The 21886-nt window shown below is 65.4% G+C and carries 25 protein-coding genes; 14 read left to right on the forward strand and 11 right to left on the reverse strand.

The genetic code is table 11. From position 1 onward, the window contains the following. The first annotated feature begins 9 nt into the window (after positions 1 to 9). From MRBLAR12_RS13810 to MRBLAR12_RS13820, 3 genes are all read left to right on the forward strand, one after another. Complete coding sequence (locus tag MRBLAR12_RS13810) at positions 10 to 1542, forward strand: APC family permease (RefSeq protein ID WP_364747063.1); 1533 nt, start codon at positions 10 to 12, stop codon at positions 1540 to 1542. A 346-nt stretch (positions 1543 to 1888) separates the two neighbouring features. Continuing rightward, positions 1889 to 4087 carry a multicopper oxidase family protein gene (locus tag MRBLAR12_RS13815; protein ID WP_364746667.1) on the forward strand — a complete coding sequence of 733 codons (2199 nt, stop codon included), beginning with the start codon at positions 1889 to 1891 and terminating at the stop codon, positions 4085 to 4087. After that, positions 4084 to 5229 carry a hypothetical protein gene (locus tag MRBLAR12_RS13820; protein ID WP_364746669.1) on the forward strand — a complete coding sequence of 382 codons (1146 nt, stop codon included), beginning with the start codon at positions 4084 to 4086 and terminating at the stop codon, positions 5227 to 5229. The genes MRBLAR12_RS13815 and MRBLAR12_RS13820 overlap by 4 nt, the downstream gene beginning before the upstream one ends. A 59-nt stretch (positions 5230 to 5288) precedes the next feature. Here MRBLAR12_RS13820 and MRBLAR12_RS13825 read toward each other — a convergent pair whose 3' ends face one another. Both MRBLAR12_RS13825 and MRBLAR12_RS13830 read right to left on the reverse strand, forming a co-directional pair. Beyond that, on the reverse strand, positions 5289 to 5927 hold the full coding sequence (locus MRBLAR12_RS13825; RefSeq protein ID WP_229994275.1) for an NADPH-dependent F420 reductase: 639 nt from the start codon (positions 5925 to 5927) through the stop codon (positions 5289 to 5291). Positions 5928 to 5979: 52 nt separating this feature from the next. Continuing rightward, positions 5980 to 6612, reverse strand: a complete 633-nt coding sequence (locus MRBLAR12_RS13830; RefSeq protein ID WP_364746671.1) for a hypothetical protein — start codon at positions 6610 to 6612, stop codon at positions 5980 to 5982. Positions 6613 to 6798: 186 nt separating this feature from the next. On the opposite strand from MRBLAR12_RS13830, the gene MRBLAR12_RS13835 reads away from it, so the two are divergent. After that, entirely contained in the window at positions 6799 to 7176 is a 378-nt protein-coding gene (locus tag MRBLAR12_RS13835) for a VOC family protein (protein WP_229994273.1), read from the forward strand. Positions 7177 to 7209: 33 nt separating this feature from the next. On the opposite strand, the gene MRBLAR12_RS13840 is transcribed toward MRBLAR12_RS13835, so the two are convergent. Further along, positions 7210 to 7818, reverse strand: coding sequence for an NADPH-dependent FMN reductase (locus MRBLAR12_RS13840; protein ID WP_364746674.1), 609 nt, complete (start codon positions 7816 to 7818; stop codon positions 7210 to 7212). A 141-nt stretch (positions 7819 to 7959) separates the two neighbouring features. Then, the gene (locus MRBLAR12_RS13845; RefSeq protein WP_229994271.1) at positions 7960 to 8364 is read right to left on the reverse strand and encodes a DUF5997 family protein; all 405 of its coding nucleotides are present in this window, start codon (positions 8362 to 8364) and stop codon (positions 7960 to 7962) included. Between the two features lie 135 nt (positions 8365 to 8499). Here MRBLAR12_RS13845 and MRBLAR12_RS13850 point away from each other — a divergent pair, with 135 nt between their 5' ends. Continuing rightward, the gene (locus tag MRBLAR12_RS13850; RefSeq protein ID WP_229994270.1) at positions 8500 to 9255 is read left to right on the forward strand and encodes a LysR family substrate-binding domain-containing protein; all 756 of its coding nucleotides are present in this window, start codon (positions 8500 to 8502) and stop codon (positions 9253 to 9255) included. 24 nt (positions 9256 to 9279) lie between these two features. On the opposite strand, the gene MRBLAR12_RS13855 is transcribed toward MRBLAR12_RS13850, so the two are convergent. Beyond that, entirely contained in the window at positions 9280 to 9615 is a 336-nt protein-coding gene (locus MRBLAR12_RS13855; RefSeq protein ID WP_364746676.1) for a hypothetical protein, read from the reverse strand. 97 nt (positions 9616 to 9712) lie between these two features. Here MRBLAR12_RS13855 and MRBLAR12_RS13860 point away from each other — a divergent pair, with 97 nt between their 5' ends. Next, entirely contained in the window at positions 9713 to 10033 is a 321-nt protein-coding gene (locus MRBLAR12_RS13860; protein ID WP_229994268.1) for a DUF6221 family protein, read from the forward strand. A 101-nt stretch (positions 10034 to 10134) separates the two neighbouring features. Here the strand turns inward: MRBLAR12_RS13860 and MRBLAR12_RS13865 are convergent, their stop codons facing one another. From MRBLAR12_RS13865 to MRBLAR12_RS13890, 6 genes are all read right to left on the reverse strand, one after another. Further along, positions 10135 to 10644, reverse strand: a complete 510-nt coding sequence (locus MRBLAR12_RS13865) for a flavin reductase family protein (RefSeq protein ID WP_364746679.1) — start codon at positions 10642 to 10644, stop codon at positions 10135 to 10137. A gap of 159 nt (positions 10645 to 10803) precedes the next feature. Beyond that, on the reverse strand, positions 10804 to 11295 hold the full coding sequence (locus MRBLAR12_RS13870; RefSeq protein ID WP_364746681.1) for a DUF1097 domain-containing protein: 492 nt from the start codon (positions 11293 to 11295) through the stop codon (positions 10804 to 10806). A gap of 90 nt (positions 11296 to 11385) precedes the next feature. After that, positions 11386 to 12657 (reverse strand): metal-dependent hydrolase family protein, encoded by a 1272-nt coding sequence (locus MRBLAR12_RS13875; RefSeq protein ID WP_229994265.1) that lies wholly within the window; start codon positions 12655 to 12657, stop codon positions 11386 to 11388. Positions 12658 to 12701: 44 nt separating this feature from the next. Beyond that, on the reverse strand, positions 12702 to 13610 hold the full coding sequence (locus MRBLAR12_RS13880) for an alpha/beta fold hydrolase (RefSeq protein ID WP_229994264.1): 909 nt from the start codon (positions 13608 to 13610) through the stop codon (positions 12702 to 12704). After that, positions 13607 to 14479, reverse strand: coding sequence for a fumarylacetoacetate hydrolase family protein (locus MRBLAR12_RS13885; RefSeq protein ID WP_229994263.1), 873 nt, complete (start codon positions 14477 to 14479; stop codon positions 13607 to 13609). The genes MRBLAR12_RS13880 and MRBLAR12_RS13885 overlap by 4 nt, the downstream gene beginning before the upstream one ends. Before the next feature lie 132 nt (positions 14480 to 14611). Beyond that, complete coding sequence (locus MRBLAR12_RS13890) at positions 14612 to 15253, reverse strand: GntR family transcriptional regulator (RefSeq protein WP_229994262.1); 642 nt, start codon at positions 15251 to 15253, stop codon at positions 14612 to 14614. A 248-nt stretch (positions 15254 to 15501) separates the two neighbouring features. Here MRBLAR12_RS13890 and MRBLAR12_RS13895 point away from each other — a divergent pair, with 248 nt between their 5' ends. The 8 genes from MRBLAR12_RS13895 to MRBLAR12_RS13930 all read left to right on the forward strand — a co-directional run bounded on the left by MRBLAR12_RS13895 (position 15502) and on the right by MRBLAR12_RS13930 (position 21885). Then, entirely contained in the window at positions 15502 to 15804 is a 303-nt protein-coding gene (locus MRBLAR12_RS13895) for an urease subunit gamma (protein ID WP_229994261.1), read from the forward strand. 9 nt (positions 15805 to 15813) lie between these two features. Further along, the gene (locus MRBLAR12_RS13900; protein WP_229994260.1) at positions 15814 to 16179 is read left to right on the forward strand and encodes an urease subunit beta; all 366 of its coding nucleotides are present in this window, start codon (positions 15814 to 15816) and stop codon (positions 16177 to 16179) included. Next, on the forward strand, positions 16176 to 17954 hold the full coding sequence (ureC, locus tag MRBLAR12_RS13905; protein WP_364746685.1) for an urease subunit alpha: 1779 nt from the start codon (positions 16176 to 16178) through the stop codon (positions 17952 to 17954). Before MRBLAR12_RS13900 ends, ureC begins: the two co-directional genes overlap by 4 nt. Positions 17955 to 17973: 19 nt before the next feature. Then, the gene (gene ureE / locus MRBLAR12_RS13910; RefSeq protein WP_229994258.1) at positions 17974 to 18456 is read left to right on the forward strand and encodes an urease accessory protein UreE; all 483 of its coding nucleotides are present in this window, start codon (positions 17974 to 17976) and stop codon (positions 18454 to 18456) included. Beyond that, positions 18437 to 19126, forward strand: a complete 690-nt coding sequence (locus MRBLAR12_RS13915) for an urease accessory protein UreF (RefSeq protein ID WP_229994257.1) — start codon at positions 18437 to 18439, stop codon at positions 19124 to 19126. The genes ureE and MRBLAR12_RS13915 overlap by 20 nt, the downstream gene beginning before the upstream one ends. A 46-nt stretch (positions 19127 to 19172) precedes the next feature. Beyond that, entirely contained in the window at positions 19173 to 19790 is a 618-nt protein-coding gene (ureG, locus tag MRBLAR12_RS13920) for an urease accessory protein UreG (protein ID WP_229994256.1), read from the forward strand. A 200-nt stretch (positions 19791 to 19990) separates the two neighbouring features. Then, positions 19991 to 20821: an urease accessory protein UreD gene (locus MRBLAR12_RS13925; RefSeq protein ID WP_290369372.1), complete on the forward strand. Its 831-nt coding sequence runs from the start codon at positions 19991 to 19993 to the stop codon at positions 20819 to 20821. Positions 20822 to 20838: 17 nt separating this feature from the next. Beyond that, entirely contained in the window at positions 20839 to 21885 is a 1047-nt protein-coding gene (locus tag MRBLAR12_RS13930; protein WP_229994285.1) for a HoxN/HupN/NixA family nickel/cobalt transporter, read from the forward strand. Position 21886 lies beyond the last annotated feature (1 nt).

The following is a 21886-nucleotide window of genomic DNA, read 5'->3' on the forward strand; positions in this document are numbered from 1 at the left end:
GACCATGCGATGTCCAAGCCATCGCACACAGGACAGCAAACAGGACATCTCAGGGAACAGCAACACGGACTGAGCGAGAAGGGCCTGAAGGCCGGATCCGTGGGGCTCATCGGCGCTGTCGTCATCGGCATTTCCTGTATCGCCCCGGCATACACCCTCACGGCGGCCCTGGGCCCCACCGTCGCCGAGGTCGGCGTGCAACTGCCGGCGATCTTCCTGGTGGGCTTTGTCCCCATGCTGCTGGTGGCGTTCGGCTACCGAGAACTGAACAACGCCATGCCCGACGCCGGCACCTCGTTCACGTGGGCCTCGCGGGCGTTTGGCCCGTGGATTGGCTGGATGGGTGGGTGGGGGCTCATTGCGGCGACGATCATCGTGCTCTCGAACCTGGCCGCCGTCGCAGTGGACTTCTTCTACCTCATGCTGGCGCAGCTCACAGGCAATCCCGAACTCGCCGACCTCACCACAAACCTGCCGCTGAACATCGCCACCACGTTAGTGTTCATCGCCCTCGCGTGCTGGATTTCTTACCGCGGCATGGAAACCACCAAGTCCGTCCAGTACGTGCTTGTGGGCTTCCAGTTGCTGGTCCTCGGTTGGTTTTCCGTGGCTGCGTTCAGCCACGTCGCCAACGGGACCGCCTTCGACGCCACTGCCATCTCCCCGGAGTGGTTCAACCCCTTCGCGGTGGGATCCTTCTCCGCCTTCGCCGCCGGCGTGTCGCTGTCCATCTTCATTTACTGGGGCTGGGACGTCACGCTGACCATGAACGAGGAGACCAAGAACCCGGAGAAGACCCCGGGCCGTGCCGCCACACTCACGGTGCTGGTCATCGTGATCATCTACATGACCGTTGCCCTGGCCACACTGTCCTACGCCGGCGTCGGCGAAACCGGGCTGGGTGCCGGCAACCCGGAGAACCAGGGCAGCATTTTCGCGGTCCTTGCGGGGCCGGTGATGGGCCCCTTCGCCATCCTGATGTCCCTGGCCATCCTGAGCAGCTCCGCCGCGTCCCTGCAGTCCACGTTCGTTTCCCCGGCGCGCACCCTGTTGTCCATGGGTCACTACAAGGCCCTGCCACAGAAATTCGGCAACATCAGCCCCACGTACAAGTCCCCGAGCTATGCCACGATCGCCTCGGCAGTGGCTGCCGCCGCGTTCTACGTCATTACCCGGACGACGTCGGAGAATGCGCTGTGGGACACGATCACGGCACTGGGCATGATGATCTGCTTCTACTACGGCATCACCGCGTTGGCCTGTGTCTGGTTCTTCCGCGCCGAGGCGTTCAGCGGAGCGAGGGCGTTCTTCTTCAAGTTCCTCGCACCTCTCCTGGGCGGCGTCATCTTGCTGGTCATGTTCTTCAAGACCGCCTACGACTCCATGGATCCCGCGTACGGATCAGGTTCGTCAATCGGCGGCCTGGGGCTGGTCTTCATCCTCGGCATGGGCGTCATCCTGCTGGGCGTGGTGCTCATGCTGATCATGGCCAAGATCCGCCCCGAGTTCTTCAGGGGTAAGGTCCTGACCCGCGGGCATTGAGTCTGCCGACGGTTTCAGGAGGGTCTCCGTCCGGCAGCCATAGGAAAGCAACCACGCTTACCGATGGGCTGTCCGGAGGGGGACCCTCCTGCGTTGGAACCGCGAAAGCGGAACGGTCGAGCTTTAGGCCCGCTGAAGGGAGGAGTCCCGCTCCGGAAAGCCCAGTGTTTCCAAAGGTCTGCCACGCATAGTGATGTGGTCAGCGGCGGAGGGCCTAGCGAAGCTGAGCCCACAGGGTAGGGAGTTTCCTCGTGATCACTCTTCAACTTAGGGAACGACGTGCCTGGGATGGCGGCCCCGGGGCGCAGGGCGGCCTTTCGGCCCCATGCGAAGGGGGCGCGGACTGATGGGCGAGGAATCTGCCGACGCAGGCCGGGTGTCCCGTCGAACCGTTTTGAGGCTGGGTGCGGCAGGGGGTGCCGGTGCCGCGTTGGTTGCCGCGCAGGGCCTGGGGGTGCCGTTTCTCGCGCAGAGGGGTCTGCTCACGGCCGACGGCGCGTTCGCCGCCACGTCCGCAGCGCTCGGTGACACCCTGTTCTACATTGAGAAGTTCCCGACGAGCCCGCTGATCCTCTCGCCGTTCAGCGACCGGCTGCCCATCCCGAAGGCACTCGCCCCCGTGCCGAAGTCGGTGTACAGCGCCTGGCCGAAGCCGCCGGGGCCCGGACCGGGCCAGCAGAACTCGCTGCGCAACGAACGGCATCAGATCTGGCCGAGCCAGATCGGCTATCCGGATCCGATCGTCTACAAGATCGACGTGCAGCTTCGGACCCACTCCTTCACCACGTCGCAAGTGCTGCCGATCGACTCGGACGGAGAGCCGACGGAGTCGTTCGACTCATCCGGCAGGACGTACGCGGCCGGCACGAAGCGCACATTGCCGCCGAGCACGATCTACGGCTTCAACGGCACCTTCCCCGGCCCGATGATCAACGCCGAGTACGGCAGGCCGGCGCTCGTCCGCTTCGAGAACCACCTGGACGAGAACCCGCTCAACCTCGACCGCCAGGATTTTGGCGCCCCGGACTGGTCCTTCCTGACCCACCTGCACAACGGTCACACCGCGCCCGAGAGCGACGGCAACCCGCACTACTCGATGGTGTCCGGGCCGAAGCACCCTGGCTTCAGGCCGCAGATGTTCGTCGACAACCTGTACCTGAACTGGCCGGCCGGTGGAGACGACCGGGAGAAGCAGAGCTTCTTCTGGTTCCACGATCACACGATGGATCACACCGGCTCGAACGTCTACAAGGGCCTGGTCGGCCTGTACCCCATCTACGACCCGAAGAACGGTCTGGACATGGGGGACGAGCGGCGGGGCCTCCGGCTTCCCGGCGTCCGCACAAACAACTCGGACGGTTCCTTCGACGTCAAGTACGACATCCCGCTGGCCTTCTCCGACTTCCGCCTTGACGACGGCGACACGGTGCACAAGGACATCCATGACGTGCAGGGTGAGTTCCCGGACGCCAAGAACCCGGCCAAGCACCCCGAGTGGTGGGGCAAGACGTTCTACAAGCACTTCCCCAACCACGGTTTTGTGGGCGACATCTGCACAGTCAACGGAACGGCCTTCCCGGTACTGGAGGTGAAGCGGCGCAAGTACCGCTTCCGCTTCCTGGACGCCTCGGTCTCGAGGATCTACGAATTCAAGCTGATGAGCTCGACGCAGGGTCCCAAGTCGTCGGCGTCGCTCGGCTACGTCGACGACGAGCTCCAGGGCCAGTACCGCATCCCCGACGCCCAGCAGTGCATGAAGTTCACCCAGATCGCCTCGGACGGTGGGCTCCTGCCGTTCCCGATCAAGCGGGACTCGTTCGAACTGTGGCCGGCCAAGCGGCGCGAGGTCATCGTCGATTTCACCAGGTACCAGGACGGCACGCCGACCACTAAGGGCGACGTCGTCTACCTCACCAACGTCATGAAGATGCCCAACGGGCGGATGTGGTCCAACTCCTCCCGCTTCTTCCCCGATCCGGCCTACAAAGTGCCGCTGCTGAAGTTCGTGATCGGCGACAGCGCGCCGGACGACAGCCGGATCCCGGCGGCTCTGACTCCTCTGCGTCCGCTTCCGCCGCTGCCGAGCAACTGGCGGAACCTGTTGGACAACCGCCTGATCTTCGAGGTGAAGCGGGGCGCCCTGGGCGGCGAGACCGAGTGGCTCATCAACGGCAAACCCTTCGACCCGACGACGGTGGCGACGAGCCTGAGAAACAAGGCCGGCGCGACGCCGCTGGCCGCGCCAAAGAAGAACAGCTTCAACCTCTGGGAGGTCCGCAACGGCGGCGGCGGCTGGGTGCATCCATTCCACCTGCACATGGAGGAACACCGAACCGTCATGCGCAACGGCAAGGACGTGACTGTTACGCCGGATACCGGGCATCCCGACGACGTCTCGAAAGAAGACCTGGCGGCGCTCGACCCGAACGAGTCGGTGATCCTTTACCGGGGATTCCGGGACTTCGTGGGGCCGTACGTGGCGCACTGCCACAACCTTGCGCACGAGGACCACGCCATGATGTTCGGCTGGGAGATCAGACCATGACGCTGCGGGAGATGATCGAGAACACAAAGCTCGCCAACGCCGGGATCGAACGCAGCGGCTCGATCCCGGGCCGGCCAGCTGTTCCGTGGCTGACGGTTGTATCCCTGTCTGTTGTGATGGCCTACGCTGACGGCTTCTGGATGATGTCGCTGCGCGGTGCCGTAGGGGCCATTGAACGCACGGAGGAGCCATTCGCGAGCTGGCTGCGTGAGTCCACCCTGGTCCTGCCGGTTTTCGTCTTCGCAGTGCTGGGCGCCATGACGCTGGCGCTCCATCTATTCGGGCCGGAACTGCGCAAGTCGAGCACGGTTCTGACGGCACTGCTGATCGTTGCGGCCGGAACCGCCGCCGGCATCGCATTCATCACGCTCAACTCGGCCTACGATTATCAGCTGCAGTCAAATCAGCTGCAGCTGATTGATTCGATGAGCCATACCTGCGCCGAGGGGAGCTGCCTCGCGCTGCAACAGCAGGCGTCTCTCGGGCTTCAGATGCGCGCTGTGGGCTACGGCAGCGGGATACTCCTGGCCACCAACCTCGTCCTGGTCGGCTGGGTTGTGGCGATTCGGGGCGGCCGATTGGACGTCAGCAGGACCCGGCGGCGAACTGCTCGCGGCAGGGGAATTGACCACCGACGGCTGTTTCTAGCTGCAGCGCTGGTCGGCAGCGCCGCCATCCACGCTGCAGTCGTACCGGAGCATTTTGGCGAGTGGGCCGCAGCCGGTGCCTTCTTCGCAATTCTCGCTGCAGCCCAGCTTGCCCTTGGCCTGTTGTCGCTAGGCAGGCGGCACCGTGCCCTGCTCAAGGCTGTCGCGGCCGTCTCGATTGTTCCGCTGGCGCTGTGGTTGTGCTCCCGGACCGTCGGACTGCCTTTCGGACCCGCCGCCGGCTCCCCTGAATCGGCCGGTATGCCGGACATTGCTGCCGGCGTCCTGGAGTTGGGCACACTGCTGGTTGCCGTCGCCCTGCTCCGTGACAGGGACCGGCTCCCCAGACGCCCCTTAGTGTCAGCCCACATCCGCTCGCTCCCGGTTGTGGCGGCGATCGCCATTGGCGTCCTGGGTCTCGCCGGAACCGCCCCAGCCTGGTTCGGCAACCCGGGTAGCTCCGGGAACGAGTCTGTAGAGTTCCCCCACCACTGAGGTGCACGGGTTTCCCCTGACCGGGCATAACGGACTACTCCATAACGGCTGAGTTTCCGCTAGTCGATGATTTTCAGGCCGGTGCCCCAGTTGAAAGTTGGATACGCGGGGTTGGCCTGCAGCGCCATCACCAGCAGCATGAAGCCCTCCAGTTCACGGGCGTGGCGTAGTCCGCCCACTTGGAGCGGACGCAGCCCGGCGGCTTCGGCGAAGGCCGCGACCTCGTTGCGGGCCTGTTCGGAGTCCGAGGCGATGAACACATCCATCGGTGGGCCTCCGGCCGTACCGGAGCCGAGTGGGCCGGCGAAGGTGGTGTTGAAGGCTTTCACCACCCGTGCGCCCGGCAGCAGTGCGGCGATTTCCTCGGCCGCCGACGTCCCCGGGGCGACAACGAGCGAATCGAAAGTCTCGGTGTCGATGGGATTGCTGATGTCCACCACGGTCTTGCCGCTGAGCGTATCGCCGAAGTGTGTGGCAACTTCCTTGGCCGGGCCGAAGTACAGCGCCAGGATGACGATGTCGCCCTCGGGAACCTCGCTCAGGGCGCCGGGGCTAGTGTTGCCGCCAAGTTCAGCAGCGAGCTTGGCGGCATTCTCCGGAGTCCGGTCCAGAACCTGGACGGAACGACCGGCGGCGACAGCCCGGGTGCCGATTGCCCGTGCCATGTTGCCGCTGCCGATGATCGTGATGTCAGTCATGATGGAACCTTTCCGAGGTTGCCGGGAATTGCCGGATCGGCAATTCCGGGAATCAGCTGTGCGCGTGGTCCGGACCAGAGAACCCGGCGGTGCCCACGCCGGCCGCGCGTTCGGCGGCAGCCAGGGCATCTTCCAGGCGCTCCACAGCCGGGGCGTAGGCGGCATCCGTGCATGCACGATCCGTGCGGCCGCCGAGGCGCTCGGCGGCCTTGATCGCCCGGATAAGGGCCGCCGTTTCCGGCTGCCGGGGATCGCTCATCGCAGGGTAGTCAATCGAGAACCCCGGATCCAGTTCGTACCGCTGCCACCGGGCGAGGGCGCTCCGGTGCCGTGCGGCCGCCGCCTCGTTCTTGAGCTGGGTCTCCCGGCTGGCCCGGCGGGCATCCTGCCGGGCCAGCAGCCGGGGTGCCGCTGCCAGCGCCGCCCAGGCCGCCCCTGCGGCCAGCATCCCGAGCGCCAGACCGGCCCAGGGCCAGGTTGAGGAGGCAAGGACTATGACGGGCACAACGATGGCGAGTCCGGCGAAAACGTCCCAAAACGCGCCGTCTGCGCCTTCTGAGGTTCCGTCTTTGGCTGCCAGATGCTTGCGGGCGAAGTAGACCGCGGCGAACGTCGCCCCGGCAACCAGGATGGCGAGGGCGAGGAACTGCCCGGCCGCGAGGGCACCGGATAGTGAAAGCGTCATTGCACACCTCCCCGGAACGGTCCCGGGCGGGCGCTGTTCCGCTAGTTCCATTGGAATCCCTGGCGGCGGGGCCGTCAATGCCCTGCCCGGCAGGGGCTATGCCGCCCGCCGGCACCGGCCGCCAAGGCTGGCGCGAAGGCCCCGCCACGGTTCCGTCACGGATCCTCCCGGCGTAGCCTAGGGGCCATGCGACTGAAAATGTGCAGTATCCACGTCAAGGATCCAGCCTCGGCCCATGAGTTCTACACCGGCACGCTGGGCTTCGAGACCCTGATGGCCATGCCGGAACACAACCTGTTCATCGTCAAGGATCCGGACGGTGCCGGGGGTGCCGGACTGCTGCTGGAGCCCAGTGACAACCCGATCGGCGCGGCCTACATGAACGGCCTGCACGATGCCGGAATTCCAGCGATCGTCTTTGGCGTGCCGGACGTGCGCGCCGAATATGACCGGCTGGCGGCCAAGGGCGTGATGTTCCAGGCGGAGCCATCCGAGGGCCCCGCCGGGACCAGCGTGGTGATGGATGACGGGTGCGGGAACTTCGTGCAGCTGCACCAGGACTAGTTACCGGACCAGCCACGTCCGCGGGCGCGGGGCCTAACGGCTCACTTTGTCCTTGTCCGGGTGCTCGTCGCCGATATGGCCTGGCGCGTTGGCGGCCAGGACCCGCGCCACAAAGGAGCCGTATTCCTCCATGTAGTGCCGCAGCAACCCGGCCGTGGCTTCGTCCTTGACCTCGCCGTCCTCGCCGTAAACCTCCGGAACAAAGCGGATGTACGCCTCCGGCGCATTCAGCTGCGGCGCGTCGAGGAAGCTCAGCACGCTGCGGAACGAGGACTGCATCACTGCGGTCCCGATGCCGCCCGGGGAGGCGCCGATGATCCCGGTGGGCTTGCGGGCGAAGGAGTTGGTGCCCCAGGGCCGGGATCCCCAGTCGATGGCGTTCTTTAGCGCTCCGGGGATGGACCGGTTGTATTCAGGGGAGACGAACAGGATGCCGTCGGAAGCTGCGACGGCATCCTTGAGGGCCTGCCCCTCAGGCGGAAAAGCGGCATCAAAATCGGGGCTGTACAACGGCAGGTCTTTGATGGGGATCTCCGTGAACTCCAGTTCCGCGGGTGCAAGCCGGATCAGGGCCTTGGACAAGGTGCGGTTGATGGAATTGCTCGAGAGACTCCCGACAAAATATCCGATCTTGAAGGCCATGGCCTTTTCCTTCCCGATGATCCGCCGGCGGCTGGTGGATGGGGACTCGGAGGGGGATCGGGCCGGCGGTCCCGACTCACTCCGCGAGCATAGTCCTGGGTCCGCGGGATGAAAATAGGGGCCGGAAGAAAGTGCGTGCGGCTATTCGGCCCTGGCGCGGGCTTTCTTGGCGTCCTTCTTGGCGGACTCGTCCTTGACCCGCTGGGCCTCGGCACGGACGGCGGCATGGGTGGCGCGTTCGGCGACAAGCCATGCCGGGGGAGCCTGGAGCAGTGCGGTGATTTCCGCCGTCGTCAGCGCTTCCTCAACACCACCGCGGGACAGGCCGCTGATGGAGACGTTGAGCTTCTGCGCCACAACGGGCCGCGGGTGCGGGCCGTTACGACGCAGTTCCGCCAGCCACTCCGGCGGGTTGGCCTGGAGCTCGGCGAAATCAGCGCGGGTGATGGCCGAATCCTGGAACTCCTGGGGTGTCGCCGGCAGGTAGATGCCAAGCTTCTTGGCAACGGTGGCCGGCTTCATGGACTGGGAGTTTGCAGAGGTCATAGTTCAAGGGTATCCGGCGGGATGCCCGCAGGGCACCAGCTCAGCACGAAACCCAGTACCAATCCGGCACCAACTCCGGCACGGTGCCGACACCGGGGCGGACCCCGGCGCCAGCGGTGGCGGTACTGTGAACATGTGTCCGCAGCAGAAGAAGCACCCCAGACCCCCGACGAAACCGCCGTCGTCCCAGCCGTTGCAGTTGGGCGCGAGCTGCGCTTCGCGTACGTCGCCGGTGTGACACCGGGAAAATGGATCCGGCGCTGGGAGGAGCGGATGCCGGACGTGCCGCTGCACTCCTTTATGTCCGACGACGGCGCGCAGTTATCCGTGCTCCGCGACGGTTCCGCGGATCTGAGCTTTGTCCGGCTCCCGGTGGAACGCGAGGGCCTCAGTGTGATCCCGCTCTACGAGGAACAGCCAGTGGTGGTGGCACCCAAGGGGCATGAGATCTCTTTGTTTGAGGAAGTGGACCTGGCGGACTTGTCTGCCGAGACCTTCCTCGACGCGCAGGAACTCGGCGGCGCCGCGATGGCCCTGCAGGTGGTGGCATCCGGTGCCGGGCTGGTGATCCTGCCGATGTCCGTGGCCCGGCATTTCAACGTCAAGGACACCGTGGCGCGGAAGCTCACAGGTGCGCCCGGAACGGAGATCGCCCTGGCCTGGCCCAGCGACACCACGGACGAGGTCATCGAGGAATTCATCGGGATTGTCCGCGGACGCACCGCGGCGAGCTCCCGCCAGCCCTCGGCGCAGCAGGAGAAACCCAAACGAGAGCCCAAGCCGGACCGGCGCGGCACCGGAGCCGCCAAAAAGCCCAAGGTGGCGCAGCGTTACGCACCAAACCCGGACAAGGGCCGAGGCAAGGGATCCCGGAAAAAGGGGAAACGCTAGGGCGCTGCCCGCTCCCAGCGTGGGTTACTTGGCGCAGGCGTCCTGAAGGGCCTTGACGGGTTCGGCCGGAACCTGGTCACCGGAGTCAGCGATCTGGCGCAGCAGGGTGGTGATCTCTGCGGGTGCACCCGCGGTTTCCGCGCCGGCGACAAGGCCGCCCAGCAGTTCTTTGTCCTTGACGCTGACCAGGCCGTCCTCCACCAGGGCGCAGGCCTGCTTCTTCACTTCAGTGCCGGCCGCCGCGGCAACCTGGGATGCCCCGTCGTTGACGGCTTTTTCGGCAGCGCCCTGCACTTGGCCACAGCCGCTCAGGGCGACCAGCGAGGCGGCAGCGGCAAGGGCGGCGAGACGTCGTTTCATTCATCCACCCTAACAAGCGCGCCCGGTGCCGCGATCCCGGAAAATGGGGAAACGCTAGGCGTAGCCGCGTGAGCGCCGCCGCGCATAGGCTCGGTTAGTGGACATCGTCGAGTTTTTGACCGCACGGATAAAGGAAGACGAAGCTGCCGCCCTGAAGCTGCTCGGCGACCCCACGCTGGCCGTGTCCGGCGAGTGGTACGAACGCCGCCTGCTTCGCGAGTGCGAGGCCAAGCGCCTGCTCATCGGCATTATCGAATCCGCCCGCCAGTCCGTGCTGGCCGCGCTGGTCAGCCAGGATTCCGCCGACGCCGGATGGGTTCCGGATGTCATTGAATGGACCACACTGTCGCTGAATACGTTGGCCCTGCCGTACGCCGACCACCCGGAATTCCAGGCCCACTGGCGGATGCCCGGGTAGGGGTCAACCGGGAGCCGTTGACGGGTGCCGGTCCCGCCCCGTAGATCAGGGGGCACGTGCGCGACATCATGTTCTCCACACCAATACGCACACAGATGGCGTCAGCGGGGGAGGAGGCCTGAGAATTCGTGGTTTTGGAAGACAAGGGGGTCTGTCGTGCTACTCGCGCTGAGGCCGAGGACGGGTGCCAGGACGAAGGCGTGGTCACCGACGGGCGTGACGTTCTCGAGCTGGCACTCCATGGATGCCAAAGCGCCTGTGACCAGCGGAGCGCCGAAATTGCCCCGGGTCCAGAATTCGTCGTCGAAGCGGTCTGCGTCCTTTTTGCCGAGTTTGCGGCAGAACTGTTTTTGGGTTGAGGCCAGGATGCTGATGCCGAGCACTGTGGCTTTGTTGAGTTGTGGCCAGCTCGTGGATTCGTGGCTGACGAAGAAGCCGACAAGACAGGGGTGCAGGGAAATGAAGACGAATGATCCCACGATCATGGCGGCGCGTTCACCGGTGAGTTCGGGCTGCCCGGCGACGACGGTGACGCTGGTGGGCACCTTGGACATCACGTCCCGGACATGAGTGGGATCGATGGTGCTGAGCTGTTCGGTGACGATGGTCATGGTGCCTCCTTTGGCTACCGGTGCTGCTGTGGACGGCGTTGTTCCTCGGTCGTGGAGGCCTACGGGAGTTGATGGATGGCTCAGGGTGCCACCAGCGTCGTAAATCTGGCCGGTGGCAACTGACATGTAGGGATGCCATGGAAGGGCCGCTCTTGACGTTTAGGCGACAGGTTGGGTTTCTGTATGCGGCGCGGGTGCCTGGGCCTTCTTGCCGGCGTTGGTGAGGAGGCTTGCGGTGTATTCGGAGAGCCAGCCGAGGCTGGCGCCGGCGATCAGGGCCATGCAGGTCCCGGCCGCATCGAAGGTTGTGCCGAAGTACGCGGCACATCCGGCGAAAGCTCCGGGGATGAAGCCCAGAACGGTCCAGCGTGCCTGCACGCACATCCCGAAGGCGGCGATGGCGACGGAGATGCCGAGCGCGCCCGGGATGGGGAGGTTCGCCGCTCCCAAGACGATGGCTGCGCCCCACAGGATGCCGGAGAGGTTGGCGGGGATGGTCTTGAGGAGCCCGGCGCGTTTGCCTCCGGCGGCGAAGAAGCATGCCCAGGAGAGGAACCCGACCCAGGTGATGAGGCCGAAGAGGGTGCTGAACTGGGTCCAGAGTCCGGCGAGGATGCCGGCGGTGATTCCGATGGTGACGAGGGGCTTCATTTGGTGTTCCTTCAGGTCAAAATGGCGTCATTGTCTTTTGAAAGGAATGAACTGAGCACGGCCCCGGCCAGAAGCCGGGGCCGTGGCGGGTTAGAGGTGGGTCAGTGCGAGGTCTGGTGCTGCTTCCGGGGTTGCCGGGCTGTGTTCGGCCGGTGCGCGGTGGAATTCGCCGTTTTTCATGACGGCGGTGATTTTGGTGATGTCCTGCAGAATCGTGATGTCCTCGAGCGGGTTGCCGTCGACCAGGATGAGGTCGGCGTAGAAGCCGGGCAGGACCTTGCCGAGCTCGTTGGGCTTTTCGAAGAGTTCCCCGCCGAGGGCGGTGGCGGCGATGATGGCCTCCATTTCGGTGTAGCCGAAAAGCTTGACGAAGTGGTCCAGGTCGCGGGCGTAGGTGCCGCGGGGTGTCCAGGCGAAGCCGTAGTCTCCGCCGGGAAGGACGCGGATGCCGCGGCGGCGCATTTCCTGGATGGCCTTGCAGGCGATTTCGAGTTCGCGGGCGTAGCCGGCTTTTTCGGCGGCTTCGTGGGAGTAGCCGAAGGCGGCGGCGTCGTTGAGGGTGGCGACGATCCAGTTGATGGCCGGGGCGACGAAGACGCGGTCTTTGGCGGCTTCGAGCATGTCCATGCCTTCGTCGTCGATGTAGGAGGCGTGGTAGATCATGTCCACGCCGGTCTTCAGGGAGATGATGACGGAGTCGCGGCTGCGGGCGTGGGTGCAGACGCGGACGTGGCGGCGGTGGGCCTCATCGACGGCGACCTGGAGTTCTTCTTCGGTGATGTAGGTGTCGGTGGCTGCCTTGGAGCCGGTGATCTCCTCGCCGGAGATGCTGAGTTTGATCTGGTCCACGCCCAGGCCGATGGTTTCGCGGACGACCTTGCGCATTTCTTCGACGCCGTCGGCGATCTGGGTGATGCCGGGGACGAGGTCCCCTGCGGTGGTGGCGATTTCCTGGCCGTTGGCCAGGTAGCGGGGGCCGGGGATGTCGCCGGCGTTGATGGCGTTGCGAACGACGACGTCGAGGCGCTTTTTGGCGCTGGCTGCGCCGAAGCACATGGTGTAGCCGTAGTCGATGTAGGTTTTGGCGGACTGCACGGTGTGCAGCAGATGCTCTTCGACCTGCATGGTTTCCAGGCCGTTGAGGTCCCCGTCGTTCCAGGTGAAGTGGGTGTGTGCATCGCACAGGCCCGACATCAGGGTCTGGCCGCGGCCGTCAACGACCTTGACGCCCTCGCGGGGAAGGTTTCCTGAACCGGCGCGAACGTCGGTGATGCGCTCATCGGCGATCAGCACTTCGCCCAGGAAGGGCTGGGCTCCGGTGCTGTCGAGGATGTTGACGTTGGTGAAGAGGGTTTTCGACATGACTTCGTTGTCCTTATTTTGAGATGGAGAGGGTGGAGCGGTTGTTAGGGGGCTTTACGGATCTGCATAGTGATGGTCTGCTGACGACGTGACTGGCAGCCCGGGCTGGCGTTGCTGCACGCGCACGTCTTCTTCGTCTCCGACGTGAGCGTTGTGCTGGTGAGGAAGTCGAGGACGGCGGCGGTGACGAAGTCCGGCGCCTCGGGTACCGTCCAGTGGCCAGTTCCTGGTGCGACCAGAAGTTCGGCGCTGCCCAGTTCTGCGGCCATGGCCTCGTTGGAGGCCGGCGTGCTGACTTTGTCCTCGCTGCCGGTCAGGAGCAGAACCTTGGACCGGATCGTGGTCAGGTCCGGATTGGTCGCGGCAGCGAGGACTTCACAGGCCTGGGCGTAGGCTTCCGGGTCCTGGCCGAGGAGCAGCTCGCGGACGAAGGGCCGGACGAGCGGGTTCCCGATTGCTGCGTGGTCGGCGGTGGCGGCGTTGGCGACAGTGTCGGCTACGGCAGCCATGCCCTTCTCCCTTACGAGGGCGGCGCGTGCACGGGTGGCGTCCTTCGCGGCCTGGGCCTGTTCGCGGACCGGGCCGAGCAGGACGACTTCCCGGACCAGGTCCGGGCGGGTCGATGCCAGCTGCTGGACGATGAGGGTTCCCATCGAGTGCCCGACGAGGTGCGCCCGGCCTGCGGCTGTCTGGGATTCGATGACCAGGGCCAGTTCGGCGGTCAGGGATTCGAGGGTCAGTTCCCCGGCCCGGGGTGAGCGTCCGTGTCCGCTGAAGTCATAGCGGGTGACCAGGAACCGTTCGGCCAGCGAGGCGACGAGGGGTTCGTAGAAGCTGGTGGTGCCGCCGAGCCCGTGGACCAGGACGACGTCGGGCCCGGTGCCGGTGGTTTCGACGAAGAGCTGTTTCGTGCCGATGGCGGTCAGGCCGGCGGCGACGGTTGCGGTGCTCATCGTCCTTCTCCGACCCGGTTGCTCAGGGTGCCGAGCTTGCTGATGCTGATTTCGACGACGTCTCCGGTGGTCAGGAACCGCGGCGGGGTGAAGCCGATGCCGACGCCGACCGGGGTGCCGGTGGCGATGATGTCGCCGGGCTGGAGGGTGATGCCGGCGCTGATGGTTTCGATGATCGTGGGGATATCGAAGATCAGGTCGGCCGTGGTGGCCTTCTGCCGGGTTTCGCCGTTGACGGTGCAGAGCAGGTCCAGCGGCCCGTCGCCGACCTCGTCGCGGGTGACGGCCCAGGGGCCCATCGGCGCGTGGGTGTCCAGGCTCTTGCCGAGGAACCACTGCTTGTGGTCTTTCTGCAGGTCGCGGGCGGTGACGTCATTGATGATCGTGTAGCCCCAGACGTGGTCCAGCGCCTCGGCCTTGCTGATCCCGCGCCCGCCCTTGCCGATGATGACCCCGAGTTCGGCTTCGTAGTCGAGTTCGGAGGTGACGCCGGTGTGGGGGTCGATATCGGCGCCGGTGCCGATGACGGTGGAGGGGGCCTTGGTGAACACGACCGGGTATTCGGGCTGAGGGGTGGCGCTGGCCGTGGCGTCGTAGCCGGAGTTCGCGAATTCCTTGGCGTGTTCGACGTAGTTGCGTCCGACGCAGAAGATGTTGCGGCGGGGGAGCGGGATCGGGGCGAGAAGTTCCACCTCTGCGACGCTGACCGCCGGCCCGATGGATGCGGCGAGCTGGGCGGCAACCTCGTCCCAGTTGTCGATGAGTGCGAGCAGATCCTGCGAGCCGGAAACGGCGGTCACGGTCGAGGCGTCGTCGCTAAGAACGCCGGTCTGCTCGGTTCCCTGGTGGCGGAAAGTTACGAGTTTCAAAGTGATCTCCCTTGATCGATTATCGATAATTGATGAATAAGACGATACATGAGGGTGATCGGCATCACAAGGGGAAGGCTCAAGAATCCATCGCCGGCAGTCTTTGGATCCGGGTTAGCCCTTAGGGAGGGTCTACTCCTGGGGGAGGATGGAGTATTCGTGCTGGTGCTCGATGACGAGCCTGGTGCAGAGTTCCGGCGTACCGTTTTCGAACGCTTCCAGGATCGGGACATGGGCTTCGGCAGCGGCGTGCAGGTCCACGTGGCCACGGACGACGGTGGCCATGGTCCGGGCCTCGACGTACAGGGAATCCCAGATTTCCGCCATGAGCCGGTTCCCGGTGGCGACAACAACGGCGCGGTGAAAAGCTGTGCTGTATTTGGCGATGCCATGGGCATCGTTCGCTGCAGCGGCTTCGCGCATGCCTGCCAGCGCTTGGCGTAGCGGTGACGGGTCGGCGTGCAGGGCCGGATAAGCAGCTGCGGCGGCCGTTCCCTCCAAGGCCAGGCGGACAAAATAAACCTCCGCAAGGTCATCCTGGGAAGCAGACCTGACGAAGGTTCCGCGGCGGGGGATGTTTTCGACCAGCCTGGTGGAGGACAGTTCCCGGAGGGCTTCGCGCACTGGAGCCTGGCTGACACCGAACTCCTTGGCGAGCTGGAGTTCCACGAGGCGCATGCCGGGAGGGTAGGTGCCGTCGACGACGCGGTCCACGATGGTCCTTCTGACCTTTTCCGAGAGGCTCTCGTTATCGAATGCTGCTGACACCGCCATGACATAAGTCTTTCACAGTGCGTCCTTCGCACCTGCTGCTTCAGAGTCGCTCCAAGCTTGTTCATGTTATAGGCCTTGCAGTGCAGGCTCCGGGTCCCTGAAGGCGGGCGCGCGGGCTCGAGCGCCGGCAGCGACAAGGTAACGACACATGTGGCCCCGGAAACCTGCAGGAAATCTCACCGGCCTAGTCTGGTCACACCGCGGCATCTGCGGTCCGCCAGCCGGCCGGTTCTTGAAGGGATTCCGTCATGCACCTCTTGCCCCGTGAACAGGAAAAGCTCATGATCGTGGTCGCCGCGGACCTCGCCCGCCGCCGCCAGGGCCGCGGACTGAAACTGAACTTCCCCGAGGCCGTCGCCGTCATCAGCTACGAACTGATGGAGGGCGCCCGGGACGGCCGGACCGTGGCGGAGCTCATGAGTTACGGAACCACCCTCCTTAGCCGCGACGACGTGATGGAGGGCGTACCGGAAATGATCCACGACGTCCAAGTCGAGGCCACCTTCCCGGACGGCACCAAGCTCGTCACCGTCCACGATCCCATCCGCTAGGGGGCTTTCATGATTCCGGGAGAATACGTTCTCAGCGCCACGGCGCTGGTGATCAACGCCGGCCGCGAGGCGGTGACCGTCGCCGTGACCAACACCGGTGACCGCCCCGTCCAGGTGGGCTCGCACTATCACTTTGCCGAAGCGAATCCGGCGCTGCATTTTGACCGGCAAGCCGCCTACGGCCGGCGCCTGGACATTCCCGCCGGCACCGCCGCACGGTTCGAACCGGGGGACAGCAGGACTGTCCGGCTGATTGAACTCGCGGGCAGCCGTGAAGTGCACGGCCTCAGCAACGCTGTCAACGGCGCCCTCCACAAGACCGGACTCCATGTTTCCGAACTCCACGTTTCCGAACGGATAGGTGACGCACCGTGACTTTCGAGTTGTCCCGCAGGCAATACGCGGACCTCTACGGCCCGACGACCGGCGACGCGATCCGCCTGGCCGACACCGATCTGTTCCTTGAGATCGAGAAAGACCTCACCGTCTACGGCGAGGAAGTGGTGTTCGGCGGCGGCAAGGTGATCCGCGACGGCATGGGCCAGAACGGCCAGTTGACCAGGGACGGTGACGTCCAGGGGGGAACCATCCCGGACACCGTGATCACCAACGTGGTGGTGCTGGACTACACCGGCATCTACAAGGCCGACGTCGCGATCCGGGACGGCCACATCTTCCGGATCGGCAAGGCCGGCAACCCGCAGATCACCGACGGCGTGGACATCGTGATTGGCGCGAGCACCGAGATCATTGCCGGCGAGCGGAAAATCCTGACGGCCGGCGGGGTGGACTCCCACATCCATTTCATCTCCCCGGACCAGGTTCCCGCGGCCCTGTGCAGCGGGGTGACCACCATGGTGGGCGGTGGCACCGGTCCCGCCGAAGGCACCAAGGCCACCACCGTCACGCCCGGAAAATGGCACATCCAGCGGATGCTGCAGGCTGCCGAAGGGCTCCCGATCAACATCGGCCTGTTCGGCAAGGGGCACGCGTCCGCCGTCGAGCCTCTGGCCGAGCAGATCCGCGCCGGCGCGATCGGGCTGAAAGTCCACGAGGACTGGGGTTCGACCACGTCCTCCATCGACACCGCGCTACAGGTCGCAGATCAATACGACGTCCAGGTGGCCCTCCACACCGACACCCTGAACGAGTGCGGCTTCGTGGAGGACACCATCCGGGCCATCGGCGGCCGCGTGATCCACACCTTCCACACCGAGGGCGCCGGCGGCGGGCACGCCCCGGACCTCATCAAGATCGCGGGGCTGCCCAACGTCCTGCCGGCATCCACCAATCCCACCCTGCCGTACACGCGGAACACGATCGAAGAGCACCTGGACATGCTCCTGGTCTGCCACCACCTGAACCCGGACATCCCGGAGGACGTGGCGTTCGCGGACTCCCGCATCCGCGCCGAGACTATCGCCGCCGAGGACGTCCTGCAGGACCTGGGCATCTTCGCGATCACGTCCTCGGACTCCCAGGCCATGGGCCGGGTGGGCGAAGTGATCATCCGCACCTGGCAGGTGGCCGACAAGATGAAGAAACAGCGCGGCGTGCTCAAGGACCCCGACGGCTCAGGCGACACCGCAGCCGGTGTGCACGGCGCCGCTGCGGGTCTGGGGGCGGAGAGCGACAACTTCAGGATCAAGCGCTACGTGGCGAAGTACACCATCAACCCGGCCATCGCGCAGGGCATGGCCGACTCGATCGGTTCGGTGGAGGTCGGAAAGTTTGCCGACCTGGTGCTCTGGGACCCGGCATTCTTCGGGGTGAAGCCGGAGCTGGTGCTCAAGGGCGGCCAGATTGCCTACGCCCTCATGGGGGACGCCAACGCCTCGATTCCCACCCCGCAGCCGCGGACCATGCGCCCGATGTTCGCCGCCTACGGCAAGGCGCTGCAGCAGTCCTCTATCACCTTCCTCTCCCAGGCCGCCATCGACGCCGGGGTTCCGGCGGAGCTCGGACTGGAGAAAGTCATCCGGCCGGTGTCCGGCATCCGCAGCCTCACCAAGGCGGACCTCAAGTTCAACGGCGCCACCCCGGATATCGAGGTGGACCCGGAAACGTATCAGGTGACGGTCGACGGCGAGGACGTCACGTGCGAACCGTCGGACGTCCTGCCCATGGCGCAGCGCTACTTCCTTTTCTAGGCTTCCAGAGGAGACGACCATGATCATTGAAAAGGTCCTCGGCAACACCCACGACCTCCCTCCCGGCCCGGACCCGTATATAGGGCTTCACCGGGAAAAAGTGGTGCTGCCCAGCGCCCAGCTGGTCAAGCGCATCCAGCGCGTCACCACCGACCACGGGAAGGAACTCGGCATCCGCCTCCCCACCGGTTCCGGGGACCTGCGCGACGGCGACATCCTGCACGTGGCCGGAACCAACATGATCGTGGTGTCGGTGCTGCCTACAGATGTCCTGGTGATCGCCCCGCGCTCCATCCATGAGATGGGCGTGGTGGCGCATTCCCTGGGCAACCGCCACTTGCAGGCCCAGTTTTTCGACGCGTCCTCGGAGTATGGGGCAGAGGTGATGGTCTGCCAGTACGACCACACCGTCGAGGACTACCTGAAACACGTCGGAGCGCCCTACGACCGCCAGGAGCGCGTGATGCCCGTCCCCTTCCGCCATGCCGAACACAGCCACTAGTTCCGCGTCCTACCAGTTGGCCTTGCAGCAGCTGACGGATTCTGCGCTGCCTACCGGGGCGTTTGCTCACTCGCTTGGGTTTGAGACTTATATTGAGCGCGGGCTGGTGCGGGATGAAGCTAGCTTTTGGGTGTGGCTGGCTGCGTTCATTTCGCAGCAGCTCACCTACTCGGATGCTCTGGCCATCCGGTTCCTGTATGAGGGTGTTTCTGTTGCCGAACTCGATGCGTTGATGACTGCTCAGCTCCTTCCGCGGCAGCTGCGCGAGGCCAGCATCAAGATGGGGAACCGGCTGCTGGAGATCGGGGCCGAGATTTTTCCGTCCCCTGCACTGGCCGAGTACCGGGAACTGGTGACTTCCGGCCGTGCCGCCGGACACCAGCCGTTGGCGTTTGCTGTGATCGCCCGATCCCTGGCTGTCCCGCTCGGCGATGCCTTGGGCGCGTACTTGTTCGCTACGGTCACGTCGTTGACTCAGAACGCGGTGCGGGCAATTCCGCTGGGGCAGAACGCCGGCCAGCGGCTCCTGCGGAAGGCGGCCGACGACGTCGCGGCCGCGGCCGAGCGCGCCGGCCACCTCACGCCTGACGACTTTGGGGCCGTCAGCCCCGGACTCGAAATTTCGCAGATGCGGCACGAACGCCAGCGCGCCCGCATGTTCATGAGCTAACTGATCTGTACGCAAAATGCTTCAAGAAATATGTCTGGAGAAGAATATGTCTGAGCCCGTCAAGATCGGCATCGGCGGCCCGGTGGGTGCTGGCAAGACCCAGTTGGTGGAGCGCCTCACCCGCCACATGAGCCGGGACATCTCCATGGCGGCCATCACCAACGACATCTACACGATCGAGGACGCCAAGATCCTCGCCGCCAACGGGATCCTCCCGCTGGACCGGATCATCGGCGTCGAAACCGGCGGCTGCCCGCACACCGCCATCCGCGAGGACACCTCCATGAACACGGCGGCCATCGAGGAGCTGAAGAAGCGGCACCCGGATCTGCAGGTGATCTTTGTGGAATCCGGCGGCGATAACCTCTCCGCCACCTTCAGCCCCGAACTGGTGGACTTCTCCATCTACATCATCGACGTGGCCCAGGGCGAGAAAATCCCGCGCAAGGGCGGCCAGGGCATGATCAAGTCCGACCTCTTCATCATCAACAAAACCGACCTCGCGCCGCACGTGGGCGCGGACCTCTCCGTCATGGAACGGGACTCTCGCGAATTCAGGGGCGAGAAGCCGTTCTGCTTCACGAACCTCAAGACCGACGAAGGGCTGGAGCGCGTCATCGAATGGGTGCGGCGCGACGTCCTGATGCTCGACCTGGCGTCATGAGCGCACTGGGGCTGAATCCTGGCGAGCTGATCGCTGAGGCGGCGAGGCCGGATTTTGGGGCCGCGGCGTGGTGGGCACCGCGGGGGGCCCACTACCGCGAGGGCCCCGGCTCGAGCTTGCGAGAGTTGGGAGCGGTTGGAGACGGGCACGGCCCCAACTCCGGTGAAGCCGCCGGAGCCAACCAGAGCGTCCGGGAACCGATGGGGGAGCTCGAACTCGTCGTCACTGAACGTGCGGGAAAGTCTGTGGCGTCGCATCAGTTCCATCGGGGGGCCTTGAGGGTTTTGCGGCCGCACTACTTGGATGACTCCGGGCAGGTTTGTTATGTCATTGTGAATCCGGGTGGGGCCTATTTGGGGGCTGATCTTTATGTGATTGATGTGGAGGTGGCGGACGGGGCGGAGTTGCTGCTCGCTACGCAGTCGGCCACCAAGATCTACCGGACTCCTGGATCCTTCGCCGAGCAGCGGATGAGGCTGCGGCTTGGGGAGGGGGCGCGGTTGGAGTTCGCCCCGGACCAGGTGATCGCCTACCGGGAGGCCAGCTACCGACAGAATACCCGCGTGACGGTGCGGCCGTCGTCGAGCCTGATCATGGCCGAAATTATCACCCCGGGGTGGTCGCCGGACGGCGACTCGTTCCGGTACGAGGAGCTGCGGTTGCGGACCGAGATACGGGTCGAGTCCGGGGGCGCGGCCGGGCTGCTGGCCCTGGACAACGTGCTCCTCCGCCCGTCCCTGGGCGATGTCACCGGTATGGCGTTCATGGAGGGCTTCAGCCATCTGGGGTCGCTGATCGTGGTGGACCCGCGCGTGGACCAGGCCCTCGCCGACGAACTCCACGAGATCACGGCGGGGTTCGGCGCCCACACCGGCATTTCGCTCACGGCCGCCGTGCTGGGAACGGCCGGGCTGGTGCTGAGATCGCTCTCCAACAGCACGGAGGAACTCCAGCGCGTTGCTGGAGCCGCCACGGCCCTGCTACGCAAACGCTGGTACGGCCAGGATCCGCTGGATCTGAGGAAGTACTGATGGCCGCGATCGGGCAGATGACGGCGCTGTACCGGCTCTACCGCCGGCGGGCGCACCTGCCGCTGAGGACTCGGCTGCTGGTGACCTTCGGCGCGGTGGCCGCACTGCACGCCGCCGCCGTCGTGCTCCTGGTGGCCGGTGCGGCCGGGGGCGGACCGCCGCTGGGGATCGGACTGGTCCTGACGGCCTACCTGGCGGGGGTGAAACACAGCTACGACTGGGACCACCTCGCCGCGATCGATAACTCCACCCGGAAGTTCGCGGCCCAGCACCGCGATCCAGTCAGCGTGGGCTTCGCCTTCAGCCTGGGCCACAGTTCCGTGGTGGTCCTGGCCGGGGTGCTCGTGGTGGCGGGAGCCTCGCTGGTGGAGAATTTCATGGTGGAGGGGACTGCCGGGAACCTGCTGCTGGGGCTGGTCGGCAGCGGGATATCGGGGCTGTTCCTGCTGGCCATGGGCGCCTTCAACGGCTCCGCCTTCCTCCGGACACTCAAGGTGTACCGCGGTGCGCGCAATGGTGCCGCGATCTCCCACGAGGACCTTGCCGCGAAGGGCTTCGTGACCCGGCTGCTCGCGCGTCCGCTGGCCCGGGTCCAACATCCCAGGAACATCTACGTGATCGGATTCCTCTTCGGGCTGGGTTTCGATACCGCCACCACCATCGGGCTGCTGGTCATGGCGACGGCGGCTTCCCTGGCCGGCGTTTCCCCGCTCGCGCTGCTGGCCCTTCCGCTGGCCTTCGCGGCCGCCATGACGCTGTGCGACACCATCAACGGCGTGGCCATGATGCGGATGTACCGTTCGGCCCTGACGGATCCGCGGCGCAAACTTGGCTTCAATGCCGTTATTACGGGCATTTCTGCTGTTTCCGCCCTCTTCATTGCGGTCATCACCCTGGCCGGTGCCCTTCACCAGGTGTTCGGGCTTGGCGACCCGCTGACCAGTTGGCTCGGGTCCGTGGACCTGGGCGACGCCGGGCTGCTGTTGGTGGCACTGCTGATGTCCGCCTGGGCCGCGGCCGCGCTGCACGGGCGGACATCCTCACGCGCCGGCTACGGACGTTGAC

The organism is Arthrobacter sp. LAR12-1-1.1 (assembly GCF_040676555.1).
Lineage (GTDB): Bacteria > Actinomycetota > Actinomycetes > Actinomycetales > Micrococcaceae > Arthrobacter.

Bases quoted from the DNA above. Each gene is read 5' to 3' on its own strand.
- MRBLAR12_RS13895 (WP_229994261.1), top strand. From the start codon at position 15,502: ATGCACCTCTTGCCCCGTGAACAGGAAAAGCTCATGATCGTGGTCGCC.
- MRBLAR12_RS13835 (WP_229994273.1), top strand. From the start codon at position 6,799: ATGCGACTGAAAATGTGCAGTATCCACGTCAAGGATCCAGCCTCGGCC.
- MRBLAR12_RS13930 (WP_229994285.1), top strand. From the start codon at position 20,839: ATGACGGCGCTGTACCGGCTCTACCGCCGGCGGGCGCACCTGCCGCTG.
- ureE (WP_229994258.1), top strand. From the start codon at position 17,974: ATGATCATTGAAAAGGTCCTCGGCAACACCCACGACCTCCCTCCCGGC.
- MRBLAR12_RS13875 (WP_229994265.1), bottom strand. From the start codon at position 12,657: ATGTCGAAAACCCTCTTCACCAACGTCAACATCCTCGACAGCACCGGA.
- MRBLAR12_RS13855 (WP_364746676.1), bottom strand. From the start codon at position 9,615: ATGAAACGACGTCTCGCCGCCCTTGCCGCTGCCGCCTCGCTGGTCGCC.
- MRBLAR12_RS13890 (WP_229994262.1), bottom strand. From the start codon at position 15,253: ATGGCGGTGTCAGCAGCATTCGATAACGAGAGCCTCTCGGAAAAGGTC.
- MRBLAR12_RS13900 (WP_229994260.1), top strand. From the start codon at position 15,814: ATGATTCCGGGAGAATACGTTCTCAGCGCCACGGCGCTGGTGATCAAC.
- MRBLAR12_RS13810 (WP_364747063.1), top strand. From the start codon at position 10: ATGTCCAAGCCATCGCACACAGGACAGCAAACAGGACATCTCAGGGAA.
- MRBLAR12_RS13815 (WP_364746667.1), top strand. From the start codon at position 1,889: ATGGGCGAGGAATCTGCCGACGCAGGCCGGGTGTCCCGTCGAACCGTT.
- MRBLAR12_RS13825 (WP_229994275.1), bottom strand. From the start codon at position 5,927: ATGACTGACATCACGATCATCGGCAGCGGCAACATGGCACGGGCAATC.
- MRBLAR12_RS13840 (WP_364746674.1), bottom strand. From the start codon at position 7,818: ATGGCCTTCAAGATCGGATATTTTGTCGGGAGTCTCTCGAGCAATTCC.
- MRBLAR12_RS13830 (WP_364746671.1), bottom strand. From the start codon at position 6,612: ATGACGCTTTCACTATCCGGTGCCCTCGCGGCCGGGCAGTTCCTCGCC.
- MRBLAR12_RS13880 (WP_229994264.1), bottom strand. From the start codon at position 13,610: ATGAGCACCGCAACCGTCGCCGCCGGCCTGACCGCCATCGGCACGAAA.
- MRBLAR12_RS13845 (WP_229994271.1), bottom strand. From the start codon at position 8,364: ATGACCTCTGCAAACTCCCAGTCCATGAAGCCGGCCACCGTTGCCAAG.
- MRBLAR12_RS13870 (WP_364746681.1), bottom strand. From the start codon at position 11,295: ATGAAGCCCCTCGTCACCATCGGAATCACCGCCGGCATCCTCGCCGGA.
- ureG (WP_229994256.1), top strand. From the start codon at position 19,173: ATGTCTGAGCCCGTCAAGATCGGCATCGGCGGCCCGGTGGGTGCTGGC.
- MRBLAR12_RS13865 (WP_364746679.1), bottom strand. From the start codon at position 10,644: ATGACCATCGTCACCGAACAGCTCAGCACCATCGATCCCACTCATGTC.
- MRBLAR12_RS13925 (WP_290369372.1), top strand. From the start codon at position 19,991: ATGGGGGAGCTCGAACTCGTCGTCACTGAACGTGCGGGAAAGTCTGTG.
- MRBLAR12_RS13915 (WP_229994257.1), top strand. From the start codon at position 18,437: ATGCCGAACACAGCCACTAGTTCCGCGTCCTACCAGTTGGCCTTGCAG.
- MRBLAR12_RS13820 (WP_364746669.1), top strand. From the start codon at position 4,084: ATGACGCTGCGGGAGATGATCGAGAACACAAAGCTCGCCAACGCCGGG.